This window comes from Nocardioides sp. CPCC 206347, from assembly GCF_048654605.1.
In the GTDB taxonomy this organism is placed as follows: Bacteria; Actinomycetota; Actinomycetes; order Propionibacteriales; family Nocardioidaceae; genus Nocardioides.
Genome location: NZ_JBMCYZ010000009.1, coordinates 71,847 through 95,566, shown reverse-complemented (window position 1 = coordinate 95,566; position 23,720 = coordinate 71,847). Strand labels below are relative to the sequence as shown.

Below are 23,720 nucleotides of genomic sequence, written 5' to 3'. Positions count from 1 at the left end.
GAACGGACTAGTTCCGAGGCCCACGGACGCGGTCATCTAGCATGACGACGATCCCCATGACGACGTCTCCCTCGCCCTCGCGCCAGCGCAAGCTGCTGCTCGCGGTGGACGCGCCGTCGCTCCTGCACCGCAATCACCACGCGCGGGCGCACACCCGCCTCTCGGACCGCTCGGGGCGCCCCGCCTGGGCGCTGCACGGGATGCTGCGCCAGATCATCGAGTCGATCGACGCGTTCGCGCCGGACGCCGTGATCTTCGGTCTCGACGACCGCGCCGCCTCGCTGCGCCGCGACTTCTACCCCGACTACAAGGCCGGGCGCGCGGAGAAGGACGACCAGCTCGTCGACCAGCTCGACCGCGCCGGCGCACTCCTCGACGCCCTCGGCCTGGCGACGCTCACTCCCCCGGGCCTCGAGGCCGACGACGTCAACGCGTCCGCCGCCACGTGGGCCGAGGACAACGACTGGAACTGCGTCATCATCACGTCCGACCGTGACGCGTTCGCCCACATCAGCGACCGCACCTCGATCCTGCGGCTCATCGACGGCGGCATCAACGGCTCGCCCCTGCTCACCCCCAGCCGGCTCAAGATCATGTACGGCGTCGCGACGGAGAACTATCTCGAGTACGCCGCGCTGCGCGGTGACGCCAGCGACAACCTGCCCGGCGTCAACGGCATCGGCGAGAAGTCGGCGTCCGCGCTGCTCTCCCACATGGGCTCGATGCAGGCGGTGTGGGCCGACATCGACCACAACAACGGCGACGCGCTGCTCGCCGCGTTCGACAGCTGGGCCGAGGAGACGGGTGCGCGCCGGATCGGTGCGAGCATGCTCAAGCGCCTCACCGCCGAGGGCGCGCGGGAGCGCTTCGAGTTCAACGTCCGGATCATGTCCGGGCGCACCGACCTGGACCTCGGCCTCACCCCGGACATCCCGGGCACGCCGGGCCTGCTGCCGCTCGACATCGACCGGGTCGCCCGCGTGGTCGGCCACCTCAACATGGAGGCGACCACCGAGCTCGCGCTGCGCGTCCTGACCGGCATCCCCGCATCGGCTGGGCGATGATGGCCGGGTGACCGAGGACGCACCCGCGCAGGGACTCACGGAGGTGCTCGCGCGGCGCTTCCTCACCACCGACGCCGCCCGCAGCGAGAAGGTCGACCGCTGGCACGGTCGCGGCCGTCGTACCGCCAGGGAGAACATCGCCGACCTGGTCGACGACGGATCCTTCGTCGAGTACGGCCGCTTCGTCACCGCCGCCCAGGAGTCCCGCCGGCCGCTCGCGGAGCTGGTCGTCGAAGCGCCCGCCGACGGGATCATCGGTGGCACGGCGACGATCGACGGGCACCCCTGCGCGGTCCTCTCCTACGACTACCTCGTGATGGCCGGGACCCAGGGCATGCGCGGGCACCGCAAGTCCGACCGGCTGATCGAGCTGATCGGCCGGATGGGGCTGCCGACGGTCTTCTTCACCGAGGGCGGCGGTGGTCGTCCCGGCGACACCGACCTGCCTCTCGTCTCCGCGCTCGACGTCGGGTCGTTCGCGCTGTGGGGTGAGCTCCAGGGCGTGGTCCCACGCATCGCCGTCGTCTCCGGCCGGTGCTTCGCCGGCAACGCCGTGCTGGCCGGCTGCGCCGACCTGCGGATCGCCACCCCGGACGCGAACCTCGGCATGGCCGGCCCCGCGATGATCGCCGGCGGCGGGCTCGGCCAGTTCGCCGCGGAGGAGATCGGGCCCGCCGACGAGCAGGCCGCCAACGGTGTGCTGGACGTGGTCGTGGAGGACGAGGCCGAGGCCGTTGACGTCGTACGACGACTGCTGGCCTGCCTGCGCGGTCCCACCACCGACGGAGGCAGCACGGTGGTCGCCGACGACCAGGACGTCCTGCGCACGATGCTGCCGGAGAACGACCGCGAGGGCTTCGACGTCCGCCCGGTCGTCGAGACCCTGGCCGATCCGGACACGCTGACCTGGCTGCGCGAGGGCTGGGCGCCCGAGCTGGTCACCGCGATCGGTCGCATCGGTGGCCTTCCCGTCGGCTTCGTCGCCAACCAGTCGACCCACCTGGCCGGCGCCCTGACCGCCGACGCGTCGGCGAAGGCCGCGGACTTCCTGGAGCTGTGCGAGCGCTGGGAGCTGCCGGTGGTCTCGCTGGTCGACACCCCGGGCTTCATGGTCGGCCCCGAGGCCGAACGCACGGGCCTGGTCCGCCATGCCTCGCGGATGGTGACCGCCGGTGCCGTGCTGACGGTTCCGCTGGTCGGTGTCGTCCTGCGCCGCGGCTACGGGCTCGGCGCGCAGGCCATGCTCGGCGGCAGCACCCACCGACCGCTGCTCACGGTGGCGTGGCCGGGCGCGCACCTCGGGGCGATGGGGCTGGAGGGCGCCGTCCGGCTGGCGCTGGCCCACGAGCTCGCCGCCATGCCCGAGCAGGAGCGCGAGGCCGCCGTGGTCGAGCACACCGCCCAGCTCCGCGAGCACGCCAAGGCGCTCAACGCCGCCCGGATGTTCGAGATCGACGACGTGATCGACCCCGCCGAGACCCGCGCCGTGATCGTCGCGACGCTGCAGCGGGCGACCCCGCGCCGCTGATTACTTGTCGAGCTTCTTCTTCAGGAACCAGGCACCGAGACCCAGCGCCGCGGCACCGGCCGCGATCGTGCCCGGGCGGTTCTGCCAGCGCGTGTACTCCTCGGCGACCTGCGGCCACGCCTCGCCGATCACAGCGGCGGCGTCCTCCGGCGTGGCCTTCAGTCCCTCGACGGAGACGGGCGTCCCGAAGACCATCCGCACCTTGCGCGGCAACGGCCAGCGCCGCTTATCCGTGCCCGTGATGGTGGTCGGGATCAGCGGAGCACCGGCCTCGATCGCGAGCCGGGCGGCGCCACGCTTCGGTGCGCCCAAGCCCTCCTCGCGCACGCGGGTGCCCTCGGGGAACAGCGCCAGCGCGTCGCCGCGGGCGAGGATCGCGCGAGCGGTCTCGAGGGCTTCCTCGTCGGAGGAGCCACGGCGGACCGGGAACGCCCCGAGGCGCAGGAAGACGCCTGCCAGCGGACCCTCGAAGTGCTCGGCCTTGCCCATGAAGTGCACCGGCCGGCGCAGCACGATGGCGACGAAGAACGGGTCCCAGAAGCTCTTGTGGTTGGGCACGATCACGACCGGCCCCTTCTTGGGGACGTTCTCCTTGCCCGTCGCGGTGAACCCGCACACGATCCGCAGGATCAACGCCGCGGTGTACTTCACCACCAAGTAGAGCGGACCGCTCACACCCTTCTCGCGCGCGATCCGGTGGGCTTCTTCGTTCGTCGTCGGCACGACAGCCATCTTGGCGCGGGCGACACGATCCGGCCAGTGGCTCGCCGGACCCGGGTCAACGGGCCGGCGGATCGATCAGTGGACGAGGTCGCGCCAGTTCGTGGGTACGGCGCCGCGCGGGCCGGGCGCGGGCTGGTCCTCGGGGTGCGAGGTCGGTGCCGCGAGCGGCGGGCCGTCGTAGTAGTCCTCGACGACGTAGTCCCAGAACCAGTCCTCACCCGGCTCGAAGGTCTGGACCAGTTGATGACCGGTCTGCTCGAAGTGCGCGGTCGCGTGCTGCTCCGGCGACGAGTCGCAGCAGCCGACGTGGCCGCAGGCCGCGCACCGGCGCAGGTGCACCCACCAGCCTCCGGCAGCCGAACACTCCTGGCACCCCGGTCCACTCGGTGCTGCGTTGACGTCGATGGCCGGGTTCTGGTCGCTGGTCACAGCGCGACGCTAACGGGGCGCGCGCGCCGACACCACCCCTTCCGGCGAACGCCTACTCTCGTGCCGTGGAGCCCCTCGGCCAGTACCCCGATCCGATCCATGTCGTCGCGCACCTCAGTGACCCGCACCTGCTCGCCACGTCGCTGCAGTACGGCGTCGTGGACACCGCCGCGCACCTCGAGCGCGCGCTGGAGCGACTCGCCCGGCTGCCCATGCCACCCCAGGCCCTCGTGTTCACGGGTGACCTCGCGGACAAGGCCGAACCGGCGGCGTACGCGAAGCTGCGCGGGATCGTCGAGCCCGCGGCCGCGGCCCTCGGCGCCCAGGTGGTGTGGGTGATGGGCAACCACGACGAACGGGCGACCTACTCCCGGGAGCTGTTCGACCACGACCTCGGGGACAGCGACGCCCCTCAGGACCGTGTGTACGACGTCGACGGGCTCCGCATCGTCGCGCTCGACACGAGCGTCCCCGGCTGGCACCACGGCGAGCTGTCGGACGACCAGCTCGCCTGGCTGGCCGACGTCCTCGCCGAGCCGGCGCCGCACGGCACCCTGCTGGCGATGCACCACGCGCCGATCCCGGTGCCGATGCTGCGACTGGCCGAGCTGATCGAGCTGCACGACCAGGAGCGCCTCGCGGCAGTGGTCCAGGGTTCCGACGTGCGCGGGATCCTCGGCGGCCACTTCCACTTCACGTCGTTCTCGACCTTCGCCGGCGTCCCGGTCTCGGTCGCCTCGGCCACCTGCTACACCTCCGAGATCGCACCCGACCAGCGCCTGCTCTCCGGTGTCGACGCGAACCAGGCGTTCACGATGCTGCACCTCTACGAGGACCGCGTCGTGCACTCCGTGGTGCCCGCTCTCGACGGACCGGAGGTCACCGGTCACGGCCTGGACATGCTGGAGCCGTTCAACGCGCTGACGCCGGCGGAACGGTTCGACATGGTGTCGCGCAAGGACTCGCTGCTGAACAAGCCGCCCGCGTAGTGCGGGGCGTCCGGGAACCGGCCGGCCTCACCAGGTCCGGCGCACCGGCATCCCTGCCACCCGGTCCTGAGCCGCGCCGATCCTGCGCCCGGACAGCTCGTCCCAGCGAAGCCGGAGCCACCTGGCGTCGTCGCGGCGCACCCAGCGCGGCGGACCCGGCGTGTGGCGCTCGCTCTCGGAGCGCTCGTCGTCGGACACCAGCTCGCCCTGGCCGCGAGCCACGACGGACCAGCCGTGCCAACGCTCGTAGTCGACCTGGTCGACCTCGAACAGCAGCGTCGCGCCGTTGCCGTACTGATCGATCAAGGAGCCGGTCGCCGTCCGGACCAGGATGGCGTCCCCGACGGTGACGTAGTTGACGGGCAGGATCTCGGCACCGCGCGGGCCGTCGCGCAGGACCAGCCGGCCGAAGACGCCGGCGCGCAGCAGTTCCTCGCACTCCGACGCGGTGAGCTCAGTGATCGTCGACATGTCCCGATCCTCCACGCCCGGACGCGACTGCGGCAGGGCCGAAGGTCCTCGACCCCCGTCAGGTGGTCAGCGCCGCGGCACCGACCAGGTCAGCGTCGTACCCCGCCCGGCTCCGGAATCGACAGCCAGCGTTCCGCCACGCTGCTCAGCCCGGATCCGGATGTTGGCGATCCCGCTCTCGGCGCCCGTCGACTCCATGCCCTTGCCGTTGTCCTGGACCGTGAGCACGACGTGGTCGCCGGCCGCGACGATGATCGAGATCGCCGTCGCCTCGGCGTGACGACTGGCGTTGGACAGGCACTCGGCCAGGACGGCCAGCAGATCAGGCGCCAGCTCCAGGGGCACCAAGGTGCGGACCGGTCCCTCGAACCGCAGCGACGGCTTGAACTTCAGGGTCGACGACGCGCGCTCGACGAGCCGGGTGACCTCCGCCTGGACGTCGCCTGCCGTGTCGAGCGAGCTCAGGCCGAAGATCGCCCGGCGAATGTCCTTGATGGTGGCATCGAGATCGTCAACCGCCTGCTCGAGACGGGCGGCGACCTCCGGGCGTTCGACGAGACGGGCGGCACCCTGGAGCCCCAGGCCGACGGCGAACAGTCGCTGGATGACCAGGTCGTGGAGGTCGCGCCCGATCCGGTCGCGGTCCTCGAAGACCGCGAGCCGACGCTGCTCGTCCCGCGCCTCGGCCAGCTGCATGGTCAGGGCCGCCTGCTCGGCGTACGACGCCACCAGCTGGGTGTCGAGCGCGTAGTAGCGGTCCTCGTTCTGGGTCGACCAGGCCAGTGACAACGTGCCGCGGACGGTGGCCGACGGGGAGAACGGCACGGCGAGGAGCGGACCGATCTCCGGCAGGCCGGGGATGCCCGCGGCACCACCGGCCTCGGTGATGTCCTCGATGGCGCAGCACTCGCCCTTCTCCAGGGCGCCCTGCGCGGCGACGTCCACTGCTGCCAGGGACGCGAGTGCCTCGCCCGTCAGCGCGACCCCGGCAATCGCGACAACCTGCTGGTCGCGCTCAGGGCCGTCGACCATGATCCACGCGGCGTTCGCGCTCCCGACCTCGCGTGCCTGGTCCACGACGGCCGCATACGCGTCGTCCACCGACACCGGGTCCGAGACGACCGCGGCGATCGCAGCCGTCGCACGGGCCCACGTCTCCCGTGTGGTCGTCTCCTCGTAGAGGCGGGCGTTCTCGATGGCGACGCCGGCTGCGGCAGCGAGCGCGACGACCACTTCCTCGTCCTCGGCGGTGAAGTCGCCGCCGCCGACCTTCTCGGTCAGGTAGAGGTTTCCGAACACCCGCTCCCGGATTCGCACGGGGACGCCGAGGAAGGAGCTCATCGGCGGGTGGTTCTCCGGGAAGCCGTACGACGACGGGTGCTCGGCGATGTCGTGCAGGCGCAGCGGCTCGGGTCGGTCGATGATCAGGCCGAGCAGTCCGTGCCCCGTCGGCAGCTCACCGATCTCGGACGCCAGGTCGTCGGAGATGCCGTGGTGGATGAAGGTGCGCAGGCGCCGTCGCCGGCCCGCGCTCAGCACGCCGAGCGCGGCGTACTCGGCGTCGACGAGCCGGCTGGCGATCGCCACGATCCGCGACAGCACGCCGTCGAGGCTGAGGTCGGCCGAGATCGTGACCACCGCATCGAGGAGCAGCTGGAGTCGCGCCTGCTGGTCGAGGGCACCATGCATGCGGTCGAGGACCGCCCGGACCAGGTCCTCGAACTCGACGCCGTCGAGATCACCCCTCGTCGGCTCGTCGCGACCTTCGCCGACCCCGCCCATGGCGCCCCTCTCCCGTCCAAGACTCGATTTTCACGCTAGCAGCGATGCGTGGCGCAAGGGGTCGAAAGACCCGAACCTCAGGGACCCGCGGACCTGTGCAGCGACCACGGCGGCGACGAGTATCGAGACGTCCCCGAAGGAGGTGGTTCCCGTGCAGATGTCTGACCGACACCCCGGAAGGCTGGTCGTCCTCAGTGATGAGGAGTGCTGGCAACTGGTGCGCAGCCGTCCCGTCGGCCGGGTCGCGTGGGCAGGCAGCGACGGTGTGACCGTCCTTCCTGTGAACTTTGCGGCGGAGGACGACGTGATCGTCCTCCGCACCACCGCCTACTCCCAGCTGGCACGTGAGTGCGCAGACCGGGAGGTCGCCTTCGAGGTGGACCAGATCGACGAGGAGAACCACAGCGGGTGGAGCGTCCTGCTCCGCGGACGCTGCCAACGCCAGGAACGCGTCGGCGACGGCCCGGCACCCTGGGTCACCGGTCCTCGGGTGCTCGGGCTGCGGATCGAGGTGCGCTCGGTGACGGGTCGCAGGCTGCAGGCCCCGGTGTCGTCGGGCTGAGCAGGTCAGGGGGCCCGCCCAGCCCGGCGATGCCGGGGGTGCAGCACGCCCGTCGTGCGATGACCGCCTCCGGCCCGACAACGTCCACACCACGTCCCGAAGGAAACCCATGAAAGCCGCAGTCGTCCACCAGTTCACCGCCCCTCTCACCCTGGAGGAGCACGAGGTCCCCACACCCGGCGCCGGCGAGGTACTCGTCCGGATCGAGGCCAGCGGCCTGTGCCACACCGACATCCATGCCGCGCACGGCGACTGGCCAGTCAAGCCCACACCGCCGTTCGTGCCGGGTCACGAGGGCGTCGGTGTCATCGAGGCGCTCGGCGACGGCGTCGTCGAACGCGCCCTCGGGGACCGGGTCGCCCTGCCGTGGCTGGGCCACGCCTGCGGTCACTGCGACCACTGCGTCAGCGGCTGGGAGACGCTGTGCGAGGAACAGCGCAACACCGGCTACTCGTTCGACGGGTCCTTCGCGGAGTACGCCGTCGCGGACGCGAAGTACGTCGTCCCGGTGCCCGACGGCGTCACCAGCTTCGACGCGGCACCTCTCACCTGCGCAGGCGTGACGACGTACAAGGCCGTCAAGGTCGCGGGGATCCGGCCGACCGAGCGCGTCGCCGTCTTCGGCATCGGTGGCCTGGGCCACCTCACCGTCCAGTACGCGCGCCTGGTCGGCGGCACGGTCATCGCTGTCGACGTCGACGACACCAAGCTCGACATGGCCCGCGAGCTCGGCGCCGACCACGTCGTGAACGCCCGGACGACCGACCCGGTGGCTGCCATCGAGGAGCTCGGCGGTGCGGACGTGGCGATCGTCCTCGCCGTGTCACCGTCGGTCTTCGAGCAGGCCTTCGCGTCGCTGCGCCGCGGAGGTCGCCTGATCTGCGTGGGCCTGCCTCCGGAGGCAGAGGGGCCGATGGCGCTCCCGATCTTCCCCACGGTGCTCAAGGGCATCTCCGTCATCGGCTCGATCGTCGGCAGCCGCCAGGACCTGGCCGAGGTCTTCGAGCTGCACGCCCGAGGCCGGACCCGGGTGATCGCCGAGTCCCGGAAGCTCGACGAGGTCAACGACGCCATGGCAGACGTGCTCGCCGGTCGGACGACCGCACGGATCGTCTTCGAGCTCTGAGCACGTGAAGGGCCGGCGGTCGCACGGCCCGCCTCACTCCGCAGGCGGGTTGTTCTTCACCGCGTAGATCGCGGCTTGCGTCCGGCTCGACATGCCGAGCTTGGCGAGCAGCGAGGACACGTAGTTCTTGACCGTCTTCTCGGCCAGGAAGAGCTCCTGCGAGATCTGCCGGTTGGTGAGGCCCTTCCCGATCAGGTCGAGGACCCGCAGCTCCTGATCAGTCAGCGACTCGAGCTCCTTGTTGACTGGGGGGCCTGTCCGGATCCGCTCCAGCACCTGCGCGGTGACCAGCGGGTCGAGCGTCGACTGGCCGGCCGCGACCCGACGCACGATGTCGAGCAGGTCGTTGCCGCGGACCTGCTTGAGGACGTAGCCGGCCGCGCCGGCCATGATCGCGGCGAAGAGCGCGTCGTCGTCGTCGTACGACGTCAGGATGAGCGCCTTGATCGAGGGGTCCTGGGACCGGACGTCGCGGCACACGTCGATGCCGGAGCCGTCCGGCAGGCGCCCGTCGAGGATCGCGACATCGGGACGCAGGGCCGGGATCCGGCTGACCGCCTCCCGGGCGGAGTCGGACTCGCCGACCACCACGATGTCGCCCTCGCTCTCGAGGAGGTCGCGAATCCCGCGCCGGATCATCTCGTGGTCGTCGAGGAGGTAGACGCGGATCTGCGGTGTGCCTGCGGTCGGTGGTTCGCTCACGGTTCCCACGGTAGCCGCGATCCGCGTGCCACAGGCGAGGACCGCGGTTCCTGTCAGGAGGGGACCTTCGACCCTGCCTGACCCCTGCGAGAACAACCACAGTGGGAACGAAGGAGCAGGAGGACACCATGACGATGCGCGCAACCCCGAGCACCGAGACCGCCCCCGTGGCAGTGATCGAGCGCCTCGTGGAGCTGGCGTGCCTGGCGCCCAGCGTCCACAACACCCAGCCCTGGCTGTGGGAGTACGACGGCCGCACCATCGCGCTCCGCGCCGACCTGAAGCGCAGGCTGACGGCGTCGGACCCCCGCGGACGCAACCTGACCATCAGCTGTGGGGCGGCCCTGCACCACCTCCAGTTCGCCACGCGCGCACTCGGCTGGGAGTCCGTCGTCGAACACGTCCCCCCGGACGACGACTCGGTGCTCGCCCGGGTGCTGGTGGGGCGCCACGCGCACCATCCGCCCGTCCCGGCAGACATCGAGCTCCTGCGAGCCCGCTGCACCGACCGTCGACGCTTCACCGCCTGGCCGGTGCCCGACGACCAGCTCGCCGCGCTCTGCCGCATCGCCGCCGCCTGGTCGGCCGACGCCGTGGCCGTGACCGACAACGCGGCCCGCTTCCGGCTCGAGCTGCTGGCGAACCGGGCCTTGACGTTCCTGGACCTCGACCCCGGCCGCGTCGAGGAGCAGGACAGCTGGATCGACCGCTCGGGCGACGAGGGCATCCCGCAGGAGCTGCTCCCGGACGACCCGGACCCCCTGCATCCGCGGACCCGGTTCCGGCCAGGTGTCCTCGAGGACACCCGACTCGTGATCCACAGTGGCGACCGGGTGATCGTGCTCGGTGCCGCCTCGGACGACGTGGGCAGCTGGCTCCGGGTCGGCGAGGCGCTCGGCGCGATCTGGCTGGAGGCCGCCCGTGCCGGCATGTCGGTGGTGCCGATGACCCAGCCGATCGAGGTCGAGAGCACCCGCCACGAGATCGGCCGCACGGTGCTCGCCAGCACTTTCGAGCCGTTGCTGCTGGTCCGCGTGGGCTGGCAGGTGATCGGGCGGAGGGCACTGCCGCGCAGCCCTCGTCGTCCCCTGAAAGAGGTTCTCTCGTACTGAACCGGGGGCCAAAGGTCCCATGGGGAGGGGCATTCGGGCCGTGGGGACGGGCGGGTGCGCACTCCTAGCGTGAACGCGACAGCCCGACCAGCCAGGAGCTCCTGTGGACCCGACCGACATCGCACGGTGGCAGTTCGCCATCACGACCGTCTATCACTTCCTCTTCGTCCCGATCACGATCGGCCTGTCGGCGATCATCGCCGGCTACGAGATCACCTGGCTGCGCACGCGCAACGACCAGTGGCTGCGGCTGACGAAGTTCTTCGGCAAGCTCTTCCTGATCAACGTGGCGATCGGTGTCGTCACAGGCATCGTCCAGGAGTTCCAGTTCGGCATGAACTGGAGCGACTACTCGCGCTTCGTGGGCGACGTCTTCGGTGCCCCCCTCGCGGTCGAGGGCCTGCTCGCGTTCTTCCTCGAGTCCACGTTCCTCGGACTCTGGATCTTCGGCTGGGACCGGCTGCCACCGAAGGTGCACGCCGCGTGCATGGTGCTGTTCCACATCGGCACCCTGCTGTCGTCGTACTTCATCCTGGCGGCGAACTCGTGGATGCAGAACCCCGTGGGCTTCGCCTACAACCCGGAGACGGGTCGCGCCGAGATGAACGACTTCGCGGCCGTCATGCTGAACAAGGTCCAGCTGGCGACCTTCCCCCACGTGGTGCTGTCGGCGTACATGACGGGAGCGGCCTTCGTCGTGGGCATCGCCCTGTGGCACCTGCGGCGCGCGAGGAACGACACCGATCGCCTGATGTACCGCACCGCGGTGCGCACCGGTGCGGGGATCGTGCTGGTCGCTGCACTCGGCGTCATCGTCAGCGGCGACGTGCAGGGCAAGATCATGACCGAGGTCCAGCCGATGAAGATGGCGGCGGCAGAAGGCCTCTACGACACGGAGAAGCCCGCCGACTTCTCGATCTTCCAGCTCGGCACGCTGGACGGCGAGAAGGAGACCTTCGGGATCAAGATCCCCGGCATGCTGTCCTTCCTCGCGACCGGCACCCCCGGAGGCGAGGTCGAAGGGATCAACGACCTCCGCGAGCGCTACCAGGAGCAGTACGGCGCGGACCCCGGGGCGGCGTACTACTCCCCCGGCGACTACACCCCGGTCATCCCGCTGACCTACTGGACCTTCCGGCTGATGATGGGCCTCGGCTTGGCCGGCGCCGTCGTCGCCGCCTGGATCCTGTGGGTGACCCGCGCCGGCCGGTCCCCGGAGGGACGCGCCGTCCTGGCGGCTGCGGTGGCGCTCCCGTTCCTGCCACTGTTCGCCAACTCGTTCGGCTGGATCTTCACCGAGATGGGCCGCCAGCCGTGGGCGGTCTTCGGGTTGATGACCACCGAGCACTCCGTCTCGCCCGGCCTGAGCACCACCGAGGCGTGGATCTCGTTGCTCACCCTGACCGCGGTGTACGGCGTCCTGGCCGTCGTCGAGCTCCGGTTGCTGTTCACCTGGATCGCCAAGGGAGCCGACGAGCTGCCCTCGCCCGACGACACGGCCGGAACGGGCGACGACCGTCCGCTCGCCTTCGCCTACTGACCCGAGGACATCACCATGGAGCTCACCACCATCTGGTTCATCCTGATCGCCGTCCTGTGGGTCGGGTACTTCACCCTCGAGGGCTTCGACTTCGGCGTCGGCATGCTGCTGCCGGTCCTGGCCCGCAACGACACCGAACGCCGGGTCATGATCAACACCATCGGCCCCGTCTGGGACGGCAACGAGGTGTGGCTGCTCGTCGCCGGCGGCGCCACGTTCGCCGCGTTCCCCGAGTGGTACGCCACCCTGTTCAGCGGGTTCTACCTGCCCCTGCTGCTGATCCTGGTCGCGCTGATCTTCCGGGGGCTGGCGTTCGAGTACCGCGCCAAGCGGGACGACGACAACTGGCGGGCCCGCTGGGACCTGGCCATCATCGTCGGCTCCTTCGTCCCGTCCCTGCTGTGGGGAGTGGCCTTCGCGAACATCCTGCGCGGCGTCCCGATCGACAGCGACCTGGAGTACGCCGGCGGGTTCTTCAACCTGCTCAACCCCTATGCGTTGCTGGGCGGTCTCACCACGCTCGGTCTCTTCCTGACCCATGGTGCGCTGTTCGTCGCGTTGAAGACGGACGGCGAGATCCGTCACCGCGCCCGCCGCCTCGCCGTACCGGCGGTGGCCGTGACGGCCCTGCTCGCCGTGGTGTTCCTGGTGTGGACCCAGCAGCAGACCGGCACTCCCGGCTCCGCCGTCGCCTTCTGCGCAGCCGCGGTGTGCCTGGTCGGCGCCGGTCTCGCCGCACACGGCCGGCGCGAGGGCTGGGCCTTCCTGGGCACCTTCCTCGCCATCGGTCTCGCTGTCGCCGGCCTGTTCCTGGCCCTGTTCCCCGACGTCATGCCGAGCACGCTGGCCGGTGGGACGAGCCTGACGACGACCAATGCGGCCGCGACGTCGTACACGCTGCGGATCATGACGATCGTCGCGGTGGTCTTCACCCCGATCGTCCTCGCCTACCAGTCGTGGACGTACTGGGTGTTCCGCAAGCGGATCGCGGTGCACCACATCCCGAACGCGGCTCCCACGACCACCCAGGTCCGATGAGGCCGAGCGACCCGCGGGTACGCCGGCTGCTGGCCCCGGCCCGCGGGAGCCTCGGCGGCGTCGTCGCCACGGGTGTGCTCGGCGGCGGACTGGTCATCGCTCAGGCCTGGGTGGTCGCCGGGCTGGTGATCGCCGTGCTGCGCGACCAGCCGCTGCTGGGCTGGGGGCTGGCCACGGTCGTCGTCCTCTCCGTGCGCGGCCTCGTCGGAGCCGCGAGCGACCTGTTCGCCGCGCGCGCCGCCACGGTGGTGGCGACGGTGCTGCGCCACCGCCTGGTCCGGGCGACCCTGGACCGTACCGGCGGGTCGGGCACCGCTCCGGGCACCGGCGCGACACCGGGCGAGGTCGCGGTCCTGGCCACGCGCGGAGTGGCTGCCGCCGAGCCGTACCTGACCCGCTACGTCCCTGCGCTGGTGGTGGCGACCGTGCTGCCGCCACTGACCGTCGTGGCGATTGCCACCCAGGACCTGCTCAGCGCGCTGATCGTCGTGTGCACCCTGCCGCTGGTGCCGGTGTTCGGTGCCCTGGTCGGCCTCGCCACGCGCGACCGCGCCGAGGAGCAGTGGCGCGCGATGGCCTCGCTGTCGGGCCACTTCCTCGACGTCGTCCGCGGACTGCCGACGCTGGTCGCCCACCGCCGGGCCCGGGCCCAGTCGGCGCGGATCGCCGAGGTGACCGACCGCTACCGCCTGGCCTCGCTGCGCACGCTGCGCATCGCCTTCGCGTCCTCGGCCGTGCTCGAGCTGGTCGCCACGCTCTCGGTCGCCCTGGTCGCGGTCACGGTCGGCGTCCGGCTGGCATCGGGCTCGCTCGGCCTGCACACTGCGCTCGTCGTACTGCTCCTGGCTCCTGAGGCCTTCTGGCCGCTGCGCAGGGTCGGCGCCGAGTTCCACGCTGCCGCCGAGGGTGCTGCCACCTTCGCAGCAGCCCACGAGCTGCTCGACGCCCCGGAGGGCGCACGGACCGACGAGGCCGCTCCGCACGGTGTCCCGCTCCTGCTGGACCGGGTCACCATCACGTTCCCCGGGCGGACGGTGCCGGCGGTGCACGACGTGTCCGCCCTCATTCCGGCCCGCGGCGTCACTGCCCTGACCGGTCCGTCGGGGTGCGGGAAGTCGACGCTGCTGGCCGCGATCGCCGGCCTGCTGCCGCTCGACACCGGACAGGTCGCGTCCGGCGGCCACGCCGTCGGCGGACCGGCCTGGCAGGCCCAGATCGCGTGGTTGCCCCAGCAGCCCCAGTTCCTCACCGGATCGATCGCCGACAACCTCCGCCTGGCCCGTCCGGAGGCAACGGAGGACGACCTGTGGAGAGTCCTGCGCGAGGTCGCGCTGGAGGTGCGCATCCGCGAGCTGCCCGGCGGGCTCAGCGCTCCCCTCGGCGAGGACGGCGCAACCCTGTCCGCCGGCGAACGGGCACGTCTCGCTCTCGCACGTGTCGTGCTGGCGGAGCGCCCGTGGGTGCTGCTGGACGAGCCCACGGCCCACCTCGACCAGCTGACCGAACAGGTCATCGCCGACACGATCGTGGCCCTGGGGCGACGCAGCGGCGTGATCGTCGTCGCGCACCAGCCCCGGCTGGTCGCGCTCGCCGATCATCGAATCGCCCTCCCTGCGCCGGCGCCTGTGCTCGCCGGCGCTCCCGTGGCGCGAGCCGTGTCCGCCGACATGCCGGCGTCGTCCGTCTCGCCACCCTCAGGCCTTCCGACCGGCACGATCCCTCCCCTGCACGAGGAGCGCACCCGGTTCGCCGGCGCGACCATCCTGGGCGCACTGGCCTCTGCGTCCGGCGTCGCGCTCACCGCCACCGCAGGCTGGCTGATCGTGCAGGCCTCGACCCGGCCTCCGGTCCTGACGTTGCTGGTCGCCGTCGTCGGCGTACGCGCCTTCGGCCTGGCCCGCCCGGTCCTGCGGTACGTCGAACGGCTGCGCGCACACGATGCCGCGCTGCGCCTCCTCGCCCGCCGCCGTGTCGAGGTGTACGACGCCCTGGTGCCCCTGGTCCCGGGCCGGCTGGGACGCCGCCGCGGGGACCTGCTCAGCTCCGTCGTCGACGACGTCGACAGCGTCGTGGACCGGCACCTGCGGGTCCGGATGCCCTTCGTGCAGTTCGCACTGGTCGCCCTTGGCGCCACCGTGATCGCGACGCTGCTCCATCCGGTCAGCAGCCTGGTCATCGGCGCGTTCTCGCTGCTCGCCGGCGTGGCGCACCTGCTGGCGCGCCGTGGGTCGCGCACGGCGGAGCACGAGCTGGTCGGGCTGCGGGCGGAGCTGTCGCGCGAAGTCGTCGAGGCGGTCCAGGTGGCCGACGAGCTGCGGATGTGGCAGCGGATCCTGCCGACGGCTGACGCCATCGCGCTGACCAGCTCCCGGACCGGCGCGACCGCCGGGACCGCGTCCGTCTGGCTCGCTGCCGCCCGGGCCCTCCTGCTCAGCGGTGGTGGCTTCGCGATGGTCGCGATGGCGACGCTGACCGTCGACGACGTGGGCTCGGGGGGCCTGTCCGGTCCGATCATGGCCCTGCTGGTCCTGCTGCCCCTCGCCCTCCTGGAGGTCGCGCTGCCGTGCGCCGACGCCGGCATCCTCGCCACCCGCACGGACGCGGCGCGGGCACGGCTGGAGGCCCTCGAACGGACCGATCCGGCCGTCCTCGACCTTCCCGGCCTGGCATCGCCCCGCGGGAACGACGTCACGGTCCGTGACCTCAGCACGCGGTGGGACCTCCGCGCCCCGCTCACCAGCCCTGCTTCCTTCGACCTCGCCGAGGGCGACCGGGTGGCCGTCGTCGGCGTCTCCGGATCGGGCAAGAGCACCCTCGCCGCGGTGTTGATGCGATTCCTCGATCCCACCGCCGGCGAAGCACGCGTGGGTGGGTCGCTCACGACATATGTCGGGATCGACGACATCCGGCGCCGGGTCGGCCTGGTCGACGACCATCCCCACGTGTTCGCGACGACCCTGGTCGAGAACGTCCGGCTGGCCCGGCCCGGAGCAAGTGGCGCCGACGTCGAGGACGCGCTCCGCCGGGCACACCTGGGTGACTGGCTCGACACCCTGCCCGACGGCCTCGACACCTGGTTGGGCGAGGGCCACGCGTCGGTCTCCGGGGGCGAGCGGGCCCGGCTGGGAATCGCCCGGTCCCTTCTCGCCGACCAGCCCGTGCTCGTGCTGGACGAGCCGACGGCCCACCTGGACCACGCGACCGCAGTGGCGCTCGCCGAGGAGGTCCTGGGCGGTGACCGGACCAGGTCGGTGCTGTGGATCACGCATGGCACGGCAGGCCTGGACCTGGTGGATCGCACCGTCACGCTCCGGCCCCGCACGAGCAGCGAAGGGGTCGAAGGTCCCGGCAGTCGCGGGGCCTCGGCCCGTGCCGGATCAGGGTTGCTCGGGAGGAAGGTGGAGTCATGAAGACAACCATCGATCCCAGCACCATCGTCGTCGCGACTGATGGTTCGGACGACGCTCACCGCGCCGTCCAGTGGGCTGCTGAACATGCCTATCTGGAGCGCCGCCCGCTGACCGTGGTCACCGCGGTGGGCACGGCCGGAGTCCCTGCCGTCGCCTGGGCCGGGATGGGCGCCGCATATGCCTACCAGCCCCACGAAATGATCGCGCACGGCCAGGCCGTCGCCGACGAGGCGATCGCCGTCGCCCGCCATCTTCGTCCTGCACTGCAGGTCGAGGTCAGGGTGCTCCAGGGCGACCCCCGACAGGCGCTCGTCGACATCTCCCGGCACGCCCACCTGCTCGTCCTCGGTTCCCGGGGGCGCGGCGTCTTCCGAAGCAAGGTGCTGGGTTCGGTCAGCGCAGCCGTCAGCCGGGATGCCGACTGCCCGGTGGTCGTGTGTCGCCCCCAGCGAAGGGAAGCGGCTCTCGGTGTACTCGTGGGTGCCGACGGGACGGCGGAATCGGTGCCCATCATCGAGTTCGCGTTCCTTCAGGCCTCCCTGCGCAGCCTGCCCCTGACGGTGGTGCACTGCGTGTGGGACGAGATCGCAGCAGTTCATGGTGTGGCACCCGCTGCGCCCGACGAGCCGGGACTCGAGGAGCAACGACTCCTCCTCGCGGAGAGCATCGCGGGCATGTCCGCCAAGTTCCCGGAGGTGACAGTCGACCTCCGTCTCGCCCACGGTCTCGCCGAGGACTGCCTGACCACCCGAAGCGGTGACTGGAACCTGATCGTGGTCGGACGACACCCCGTCGACACCCTCTTCCAGTTCCTCACCGGCTCGATCGCGACTGCCGTCGTCGAACGCGCCCGAACCACCGTGGTCGTCGTGCCGCAGTCCGAACCCGCACTCGAGCGTTGAGAGGTCGATGGAGATGAACCAGCTCATCCAGTCCGGCAGCATCGTTGTCGCCGCGGACGGCTCCAAGCACGCAGACCGGGCCGTGATCTGGGCGGCCGAACAGGCCCGGCTCGAACGCAGGACCCTGGTGGTCGTCACCGTCGACGGGAAGAACCACCGGATCAACCAGGAGGCCGCTCGGCTGGCCTCCGGCACAGCACCCGGCATCGAGGTCGTTCCGCTGACTGCGGCCGGCGATCCCCGCTCGATCCTGGTCGAGCTGTCCCGCGATGCCCACCTCCTGGTGCTGGGGTCCCACGGCCGGGGGACCGTGCAGAGCATGCTGCTCGGCTCGGTCAGCGCCGCCGTCAGCCGGCTCTCGTGGTGCCCGGTGATCGTGTGCCGGCCCCGACCCGAGGGCCATCGTGGTCGAGGAATCCTGGTCGGTGCGGACGGCACACCGGAATCCCGGGCGGTCCTCGAGTTCGCCTTCGCCCAAGCCTCCATGCGCGACATGGTGCTGACCGTCGTCCACTGCATCTGGGACGTGGCCGCCGCTGTGGCCGGTGACCGCAACGTCTCGCTCGAAGATGCAGACCTCGGCACCGGGGACGAGCCGCACCGCCTGTTGGCGGAGTCGATCGCCGGCTTCGCCGAGAAGTACCCCGATGTCGCCGTGTCGCTTCGCGTCACCCACGGACTGGTCGACGACGTGATCGGCGGACGCAGCGCGGCATGGGACCTGGTGGTCGTCGGACGGCACCCGATCGACAGCGTGAAGCGTCTGGTCACGGGGTCGGTGGGCACTGCCGTGGTGGAGCGAGCCCATACCGTCGTCGGCGTGGTCCCGGAACCACGGGGCGGACTGCTCCCGTGAACACCGGAGCCGACCGCAGTGCCCTGGTCGTCTACGAGTCCATGTTCGACAACACCGCTCAGGTGGCCGAGGCGATCGCCCGCGGCCTGGAGCGGGCCGGCTTCGAAGCCCGCGCCGTTCCCGTCACGTCGCTCGCAGCCACCGGTCCGATCAGGGTCGACCTCCTGGTGGCAGGAGCGCCCACGCACGCCTTCACGCTGAGCCGCGCGCAGAGCCGACAGGACGCGGTCCACCAGGGTGCACCCCCCTCCCGGGCCACGATCGGGCTGCGTGACTGGATCGTGAGCGCGACCCCGGAACGATTCGGAACGGATCGCCTCGTCGTCTTCGACACCCGGGTTGCCCGGGTACGCCGCCTGCCCCTCGCTGCGGGCGCCACGGCCGCGCGGCTCCTGCGACGACACGGGTTCCGCATGTTGCGCAAGCCCGTCGCCTTCCTCGTCGACCGGACGCGTGGCCCGTTGTCCGAAGGTGAACTGGCCCGCGCCGAGCGCTGGGGTCAGATGATGGCCGCAGCGTGCCGCGACGACCTCGCGGCATCACCGGCCTGATGCCGCCTCGCTCCAGGCCCAGTCCCGGCGTGCGTCAGAGATACATGCCGTCGCCGGCGGCCGGCTCGGCGGACGGGTCCTTGGCACCTTCGGCCGCTTCCGGTTCGACGGTCAGCTTGCCGCCGAACTTCTCCACCAGCTGTTGGGCGAAGAAGTTGCTGGCCTCCATCACGTCGGTCAGGGACGACTCGAGCGTGCCCTTGTTGAGCGCCAGACCGGTGACGGCGTCCTCGAAGACCACGGCCTTCTCGGTCCAGTAGACGCGGGCGTGCAGCAGGCGCTGGTTGATCTCGTTGAGGAAGTCGAGCAGCTCGGGAGTCTTCTCGACCTCGGTGACCGTGACCGACCAGACCCGGACCGCCGGCCGGTCGTCCGGTCCCACGACGCGCACCGTGTAGGCGCAGTCCTTGTAGCGGAACGGGAAGCCGCCCTGGTCGTCGCGGTTCAGGGACTCGTTGCCCGTGAACTCCTCCAGCAGGCGCTCGACGTACGCGTCGACCATGTCGCGGCTCATGCAGCGACCCTACTCACCGCGGGTCACCAGGGAGAGGGCTTGTAGTCCTTCACGAAGCAACCGAACATGTCCTCGCCGGCCTCGCCGCGCACGATCGGGTCGTAGACCCGCGCGGCACCGTCGACCAGGTCGAGGGGCGCGTGCCAGCCCTCGGCGGCGATCCGCAGCTTCTCCTGGTGCGGGCGCTCGTCGGTGATCCAGCCGGTGTCGACGGCGGTCATCAGGATCCGGTCGGTCTCGAACATCTCCCCCGCACTGGTGCGGGTCATCATGTTCAGCGCTGCCTTGGCCATGTTGGTGTGCGGGTGGCCGGGACCCTTGTAGCGGCGGGAGAACTGGCCCTCCATCGCCGACACGTTCACGACGTACGCACGGCGCGCGCCCGCAGCCACGGCCGCCCGCATCGACGGACGCAGGCGCGACACCAGCAGGAACGGCGCGATCGAGTTGCAGAACTGCACCTCGAGCAGCTCGAGCGGGTCGACCTCGTCGACCACCTGGGTCCACGAGTTGTTGGTCTGGGTGTCCGGCAGCAGGCCACCCGCGTCGACCGCGGTGCCGGCGAGGTGGCGCTCGAGCGAGGCATGCCCGGCCGACAGGGCCAGCGAGGTCAGCGACGCGGCGTTCTGGGCGGCCAGCGCGGCCTCGATCGACTCCCCGTCGTGGTGGGCGACGGCATGCGCCTCCAGCGCACCGGCGATGGCCGCCGGGTGCGCCTCGGAGATCCGGTCGAAGGTCACCATCTCCGGCAGCTCACGGCCCAGCGGGGCCTGGACCGGGGCGAGCTCGCCCTCGACCAGGTGGGAGTAGGAACCGGGCGAGCGTCGTACCGTCTGGCAGGCATTGTTGATCAGGATGTCGAGCGGGCCGTCGGCCGCGACGTCCTCGGTCAGTGCGATCACCTGGGTGGGGTCGCGCAGGTCGATGCCGACGACCTTCAGCCGGTGCAGCCAGTCGTCGGCGTCGTCCATCGAGGCGAACCGCCGTACGGCGTCCTTCGGGAACCGGGTCGTGATCGTGGTGTGCGCGCCGTCGCGGAGCAGGCGCAACGCGATGTACATGCCGATCTTGGCGCGGCCACCGGTCAGCAGCGCGCGCTTGCCGGTGAGGTCGGTGCGCTGGTCGCGCTTGGCGTGGCTCATGGCCGCGCACTCGGGGCAGAGCCAGTGGTAGAACGCGTCGACCAGGGTGAAGTCCTGCTTGCAGATGTAGCAGCCGCGCGCCTTCAGCAGCTCGCCCGCGAAGGCTCCCTTCGCGGTCGAGACCAGCGGGATCCCGGCGGTCTCGTCGTCGATCCGCATGGCCGAACCGGTCGCGGTGGCCTCGATGACGGCGCGGTCGGCAGCCGCCTCGGCTTCACGCTTGAGCAGGCGACGGGTCTGCTTGAGGGCCTTGTACATGTGCGACGCCGCGCGCTTCACGGTCGTGACGTCCTCGTGCTCCGGCGGCAAATGGTGCAACTGCTTCAGCACCTTGACGGTGATGGCGAGTTCGTCGGGGTCGATCCGTTCCACCGGCGAAGCGTACGGTCCGGGCTGTCTCAGCCCATCATCTCCGCGCCCGTGCGCACCGCGTCCCGGATCCGGGAGTAGGTCCCGCACCGGCACACGTTGCGGATCGCGTCGAGGTCGTCCTCGGTGATCGCGCGGCCCTCCTGGCGGACGCGGTTGACCAGTGCGACGGCCGTCATGATCTGGCCCGGCTGGCAGTAGCCGCACTGGGCGACGTCGTGCTCCAGCCACGCGTCCTGCATCGGATGCAGCCCGTCGCCCTCGACGGTGTCGGCCAGGCCCTCGATCGTGGTGATCTCGTCGTCCTCGCCGATCGCGTCGACCGGGACCGAGCACGGGTTGAACGCCTTGCCGTTGATGTGCGAGGTGCAGGCCTTGCAGACGTTGATGCCGCAGCCGTACTTGGGACCGGTGACACCGAGGATGTCGCGCAGCACCCAGAGGATGCGGACGTCGTCCTCGACCTCGACGGTGACGGTCTCGCCATTGAGCTTGAAGGTGTGCGTGGGCATCAGGGCACCTCAGGACGTGTAGGAGAGGCCGTCGGTCGGCGACTGCGGCACCGACGGGATGAACGACTTGGGCTCGAAGTGCAGCGGATCGTGGAAGTTGATCGGGAACTCGGTCGGCATCTTCCCGGTGGCCCGGGCGTAGGCGCAGGCGACGGCGGCCATCGACGCCGCCACGCCGGCCTCGCCGACTCCCCCGGGCTCCTTGCTCTCCGAGTCGAGCACCTCGCACTGGAAGTCGAAGGGCGTGTTCCACTGCCTCGTGTACGCCGAGTTGTCCCAGCTCGCCTCCAGGAAGTGCCCGTCCACCAGGTGGTTGCCGTACGTCAGGGCCTGCGCCATGCCGTCCATGAAGCCACCCATCATCTGGGCCTTGATGCCGGCGGGGTTGATGACGACGCCGGCGTCGATCACGACCAGCGCCTTGGTGACCCGGGGCCCGGTGACCGCGTCGCGGACCTTCCGGTTGACGGTCTCGGGACGGCAGTCGATCTCGACCAGGACGGCGGTCGCGCCCTTGTACTCCTTGTGGATCGCGATCCCCTGCGCGGTGCCCGCGGGCATCGCCTTGCCCCAGTTGCCGAGCTCGGCGGCGCGGTTGAGCACCCGCTTGACGACCGCGCTCTTGAGATGGGCGCGACGGAAGGCGACCGGGTCCTGCTTGAGGCGGGATGCGAGACGATCGACCATCAGCTCGTTGGCCGTGGCCACGTCGGGCGAGTAGATGTTGCGCACCGAGCTGGTGTTGAACCGTCGCGGGTCGTTGTCGGTCTCGTTGAGCAGCTGGGTGATGACGCCGAAGTTGTAGGGCAGCTCCTGGGTCAGCATGAAGACCGATTCCGAGAAGGTCAGGTTGCCCAGTCCGGTCGGCAGCGCCGCCGCCTCGGCGGTCAGGCGTTCGCCGAGCCCGTGGGTGAAGTCGGTGGTCACGCTGGTGTGGCGCTGCTCGAAGGTGATGACGCTGCCCAGCAGCACCGTTGCGCGGATGCGCGAGGTCGCCATCGGATGCACCCGGCCCTGACGGGGCTCGTCGGCCCGGTGCCACATCAAGCGCACCGGAGCGCCGAACGCCTTCGACGCCCGGGCCGCTTCGATCGCCCCGTCGCTGAACAGCTTGCGCCCGAAGGACCCGCCGCCCTGGACGACGTGGACGGTGACCTTGCGTTGCGGCAGGCCCAGCTCCTTGGCGATCAGTCCCTGCGCGGTGATCGGCGACTTGAGGCCGCTCCAGATGGTCGCGGAGTCGGACCGTACGTCGGCGATCGCGCAGTTCGGCTCCAGCGCCGATCCACTGCGGAAGTTGAAGATGAACTCCGCCTCCACCGACGTGGCGCCCAGCTTCGGTACGGCGAGGGGGAGCTGGGCCCGGCGCAGCTCCTTGAGGACGTCGGCCGACGACTTCCCGGGAACGGTGCCGCCGTCCCACTCGACGTCGAGGGCCCGCACGGCGTCGATGCACTGGCCGAAGGTGCGGGCCCGCACCGCGACCCCCGTGGCGATGATCGCCACGTGTGTCACCCCCGGCATGGCCTTCACCGCGGCTTCGTTACGGACCGACACCGGCTTCCCGTTGAGTCCGGGCGCCCGGCACACCATGGTCGGCAGGGCGTCCGGGACGTCGATGTCCATGGCGAACTGCTTGCGACCGGTCACCGCGTCGAGCGCGTCGATCCGCCGTTGCGGGGTGCCGACGATGGTCCGCTCGGCAGCCGCCTTGAGACTGACGCTGACCTGCCGGGTCTTCGGTGAGGCAGCAGCCGTGGCCACGTCGCCGTACGTCACCGACGAGCCGTTCGGCGCACTGATGACCCCGGCCTTCGCGATCAGGGTGTTGAGCACGGCGCCCAGCTGGATCGCGGCCGCTTCGAGCAGTGCCTTGCGGGCGACCGCGGCCGCGACCCGGATCGGCGTGTACATCGAGACGATCGTGTTCGAGCCACCCGTCAGCTGGTTGAACAGCAGCTCCGGACGAGCGGGTGCGAGGGTCACGTGCACCCGGTCGAGGGGCAGGTCCAGCTCGTCGGCGATCAGCATCGCGGCTGCGGTGGTGATCCCCTGGCCGACCTCCATCCGGGGCAGCGCGAAGTGGGCGTCGCCCTGCTCGTCGACCCGGATCCCGATCTGGTTCGCGGTCGGCAGGGCGCAGTGCGTCAGGAAGTCGTTGAGGTCGTAGAGCTCCGGGATCTGCGGCAGCGACGGAATGGGAATCGCGCTCGCTGGACTCGCTCCGAGCGTCAGGTCGGCCATCACCATCAGACTGGTGCCACCGACGACGTACCCGACGAATGATCGTCGGCTCAGCTTCGCGGCAGGCTCCCGCGCTTCTTCGTTCCCCATGTGCCAACCCCCGAGATGTGACGACTGTCACTGCACCACGGGAGCCGCGGATTGGTCAACGGTT

General features: G+C 70.8%; 21 protein-coding genes. 12 read left to right on the top strand and 9 right to left on the bottom strand.

Translation table 11 applies throughout. The annotated features are described in order from the left end of the window. The first annotated feature begins 56 nt into the window (after positions 1 to 56). Positions 57 to 1,064 (top strand): 5'-3' exonuclease H3TH domain-containing protein, encoded by a 1,008-nt coding sequence (locus ACOACQ_RS23380; protein WP_420289395.1) that lies wholly within the window; start codon positions 57 to 59, stop codon positions 1,062 to 1,064. Between the two features lie 7 nt (positions 1,065 to 1,071). Beyond that, positions 1,072 to 2,592, top strand: a complete 1,521-nt coding sequence (locus ACOACQ_RS23375; protein WP_420289394.1) for an acyl-CoA carboxylase subunit beta — start codon at positions 1,072 to 1,074, stop codon at positions 2,590 to 2,592. Here the strand turns inward: ACOACQ_RS23375 and ACOACQ_RS23370 are convergent, their stop codons facing one another. Both ACOACQ_RS23370 and ACOACQ_RS23365 read right to left on the bottom strand, forming a co-directional pair. Beyond that, on the bottom strand, positions 2,593 to 3,315 hold the full coding sequence (locus ACOACQ_RS23370; RefSeq protein ID WP_378601296.1) for a lysophospholipid acyltransferase family protein: 723 nt from the start codon (positions 3,313 to 3,315) through the stop codon (positions 2,593 to 2,595). It lies immediately after the preceding gene. 75 nt (positions 3,316 to 3,390) lie between these two features. Then, positions 3,391 to 3,744 (bottom strand): UBP-type zinc finger domain-containing protein, encoded by a 354-nt coding sequence (locus ACOACQ_RS23365; protein WP_378601293.1) that lies wholly within the window; start codon positions 3,742 to 3,744, stop codon positions 3,391 to 3,393. A gap of 65 nt (positions 3,745 to 3,809) precedes the next feature. Here ACOACQ_RS23365 and ACOACQ_RS23360 point away from each other — a divergent pair, with 65 nt between their 5' ends. Continuing rightward, entirely contained in the window at positions 3,810 to 4,733 is a 924-nt protein-coding gene (locus tag ACOACQ_RS23360) for a metallophosphoesterase (protein ID WP_420289393.1), read from the top strand. A 27-nt stretch (positions 4,734 to 4,760) separates the two neighbouring features. Here the strand turns inward: ACOACQ_RS23360 and ACOACQ_RS23355 are convergent, their stop codons facing one another. Continuing rightward, positions 4,761 to 5,204 carry a pyridoxamine 5'-phosphate oxidase family protein gene (locus tag ACOACQ_RS23355; RefSeq protein WP_420289392.1) on the bottom strand — a complete coding sequence of 148 codons (444 nt, stop codon included), beginning with the start codon at positions 5,202 to 5,204 and terminating at the stop codon, positions 4,761 to 4,763. A gap of 66 nt (positions 5,205 to 5,270) precedes the next feature. Next, the gene (locus ACOACQ_RS23350; protein WP_420289391.1) at positions 5,271 to 6,986 is read right to left on the bottom strand and encodes a GAF domain-containing protein; all 1,716 of its coding nucleotides are present in this window, start codon (positions 6,984 to 6,986) and stop codon (positions 5,271 to 5,273) included. Positions 6,987 to 7,143: 157 nt separating this feature from the next. On the opposite strand from ACOACQ_RS23350, the gene ACOACQ_RS23345 reads away from it, so the two are divergent. Both ACOACQ_RS23345 and adhP read left to right on the top strand, forming a co-directional pair. Next, positions 7,144 to 7,548 carry a pyridoxamine 5'-phosphate oxidase family protein gene (locus tag ACOACQ_RS23345; RefSeq protein ID WP_420289401.1) on the top strand — a complete coding sequence of 135 codons (405 nt, stop codon included), beginning with the start codon at positions 7,144 to 7,146 and terminating at the stop codon, positions 7,546 to 7,548. Positions 7,549 to 7,657: 109 nt separating this feature from the next. Further along, positions 7,658 to 8,674, top strand: coding sequence for an alcohol dehydrogenase AdhP (gene adhP / locus ACOACQ_RS23340; RefSeq protein ID WP_420289390.1), 1,017 nt, complete (start codon positions 7,658 to 7,660; stop codon positions 8,672 to 8,674). Positions 8,675 to 8,707: 33 nt separating this feature from the next. On the opposite strand, the gene ACOACQ_RS23335 is transcribed toward adhP, so the two are convergent. Further along, complete coding sequence (locus ACOACQ_RS23335; protein WP_378601272.1) at positions 8,708 to 9,376, bottom strand: response regulator; 669 nt, start codon at positions 9,374 to 9,376, stop codon at positions 8,708 to 8,710. Positions 9,377 to 9,504: 128 nt separating this feature from the next. Between ACOACQ_RS23335 and ACOACQ_RS23330 the strand changes: the two genes are divergently transcribed. The 7 genes from ACOACQ_RS23330 to ACOACQ_RS23300 all read left to right on the top strand — a co-directional run bounded on the left by ACOACQ_RS23330 (position 9,505) and on the right by ACOACQ_RS23300 (position 18,785). Continuing rightward, positions 9,505 to 10,488, top strand: a complete 984-nt coding sequence (locus ACOACQ_RS23330; RefSeq protein ID WP_420289389.1) for an Acg family FMN-binding oxidoreductase — start codon at positions 9,505 to 9,507, stop codon at positions 10,486 to 10,488. A gap of 103 nt (positions 10,489 to 10,591) precedes the next feature. Beyond that, the gene (locus tag ACOACQ_RS23325) at positions 10,592 to 12,028 is read left to right on the top strand and encodes a cytochrome ubiquinol oxidase subunit I (protein ID WP_378601266.1); all 1,437 of its coding nucleotides are present in this window, start codon (positions 10,592 to 10,594) and stop codon (positions 12,026 to 12,028) included. A gap of 15 nt (positions 12,029 to 12,043) precedes the next feature. Next, positions 12,044 to 13,066: a cytochrome d ubiquinol oxidase subunit II gene (gene cydB, locus ACOACQ_RS23320; RefSeq protein WP_420289388.1), complete on the top strand. Its 1,023-nt coding sequence runs from the start codon at positions 12,044 to 12,046 to the stop codon at positions 13,064 to 13,066. Further along, complete coding sequence (cydD, locus tag ACOACQ_RS23315) at positions 13,063 to 16,476, top strand: thiol reductant ABC exporter subunit CydD (protein WP_420289387.1); 3,414 nt, start codon at positions 13,063 to 13,065, stop codon at positions 16,474 to 16,476. Before cydB ends, cydD begins: the two co-directional genes overlap by 4 nt. Then, positions 16,473 to 17,378 carry a universal stress protein gene (locus ACOACQ_RS23310; protein ID WP_420289386.1) on the top strand — a complete coding sequence of 302 codons (906 nt, stop codon included), beginning with the start codon at positions 16,473 to 16,475 and terminating at the stop codon, positions 17,376 to 17,378. Before cydD ends, ACOACQ_RS23310 begins: the two co-directional genes overlap by 4 nt. 13 nt (positions 17,379 to 17,391) lie before the next feature. Further along, a complete protein-coding gene (locus ACOACQ_RS23305) occupies positions 17,392 to 18,234 on the top strand; it encodes a universal stress protein (RefSeq protein ID WP_378601254.1) in 843 nt (280 codons plus the stop codon). Beyond that, positions 18,231 to 18,785, top strand: a complete 555-nt coding sequence (locus tag ACOACQ_RS23300; protein WP_420289385.1) for a flavodoxin family protein — start codon at positions 18,231 to 18,233, stop codon at positions 18,783 to 18,785. The genes ACOACQ_RS23305 and ACOACQ_RS23300 overlap by 4 nt, the downstream gene beginning before the upstream one ends. Before the next feature lie 34 nt (positions 18,786 to 18,819). On the opposite strand, the gene ACOACQ_RS23295 is transcribed toward ACOACQ_RS23300, so the two are convergent. The 4 genes from ACOACQ_RS23295 to ACOACQ_RS23280 are packed head-to-tail and all read right to left on the bottom strand — an operon-like array spanning position 18,820 to position 23,656. Then, positions 18,820 to 19,299 (bottom strand): T3SS (YopN, CesT) and YbjN peptide-binding chaperone 1, encoded by a 480-nt coding sequence (locus ACOACQ_RS23295; RefSeq protein WP_420289384.1) that lies wholly within the window; start codon positions 19,297 to 19,299, stop codon positions 18,820 to 18,822. 23 nt (positions 19,300 to 19,322) lie between these two features. Beyond that, positions 19,323 to 20,813: an SDR family NAD(P)-dependent oxidoreductase gene (locus ACOACQ_RS23290; RefSeq protein WP_420289383.1), complete on the bottom strand. Its 1,491-nt coding sequence runs from the start codon at positions 20,811 to 20,813 to the stop codon at positions 19,323 to 19,325. Positions 20,814 to 20,839: 26 nt separating this feature from the next. Next, positions 20,840 to 21,322 carry a (2Fe-2S)-binding protein gene (locus tag ACOACQ_RS23285; protein ID WP_378598030.1) on the bottom strand — a complete coding sequence of 161 codons (483 nt, stop codon included), beginning with the start codon at positions 21,320 to 21,322 and terminating at the stop codon, positions 20,840 to 20,842. 9 nt (positions 21,323 to 21,331) lie between these two features. After that, on the bottom strand, positions 21,332 to 23,656 hold the full coding sequence (locus ACOACQ_RS23280; protein WP_420289382.1) for a molybdopterin cofactor-binding domain-containing protein: 2,325 nt from the start codon (positions 23,654 to 23,656) through the stop codon (positions 21,332 to 21,334). Positions 23,657 to 23,720 lie beyond the last annotated feature (64 nt).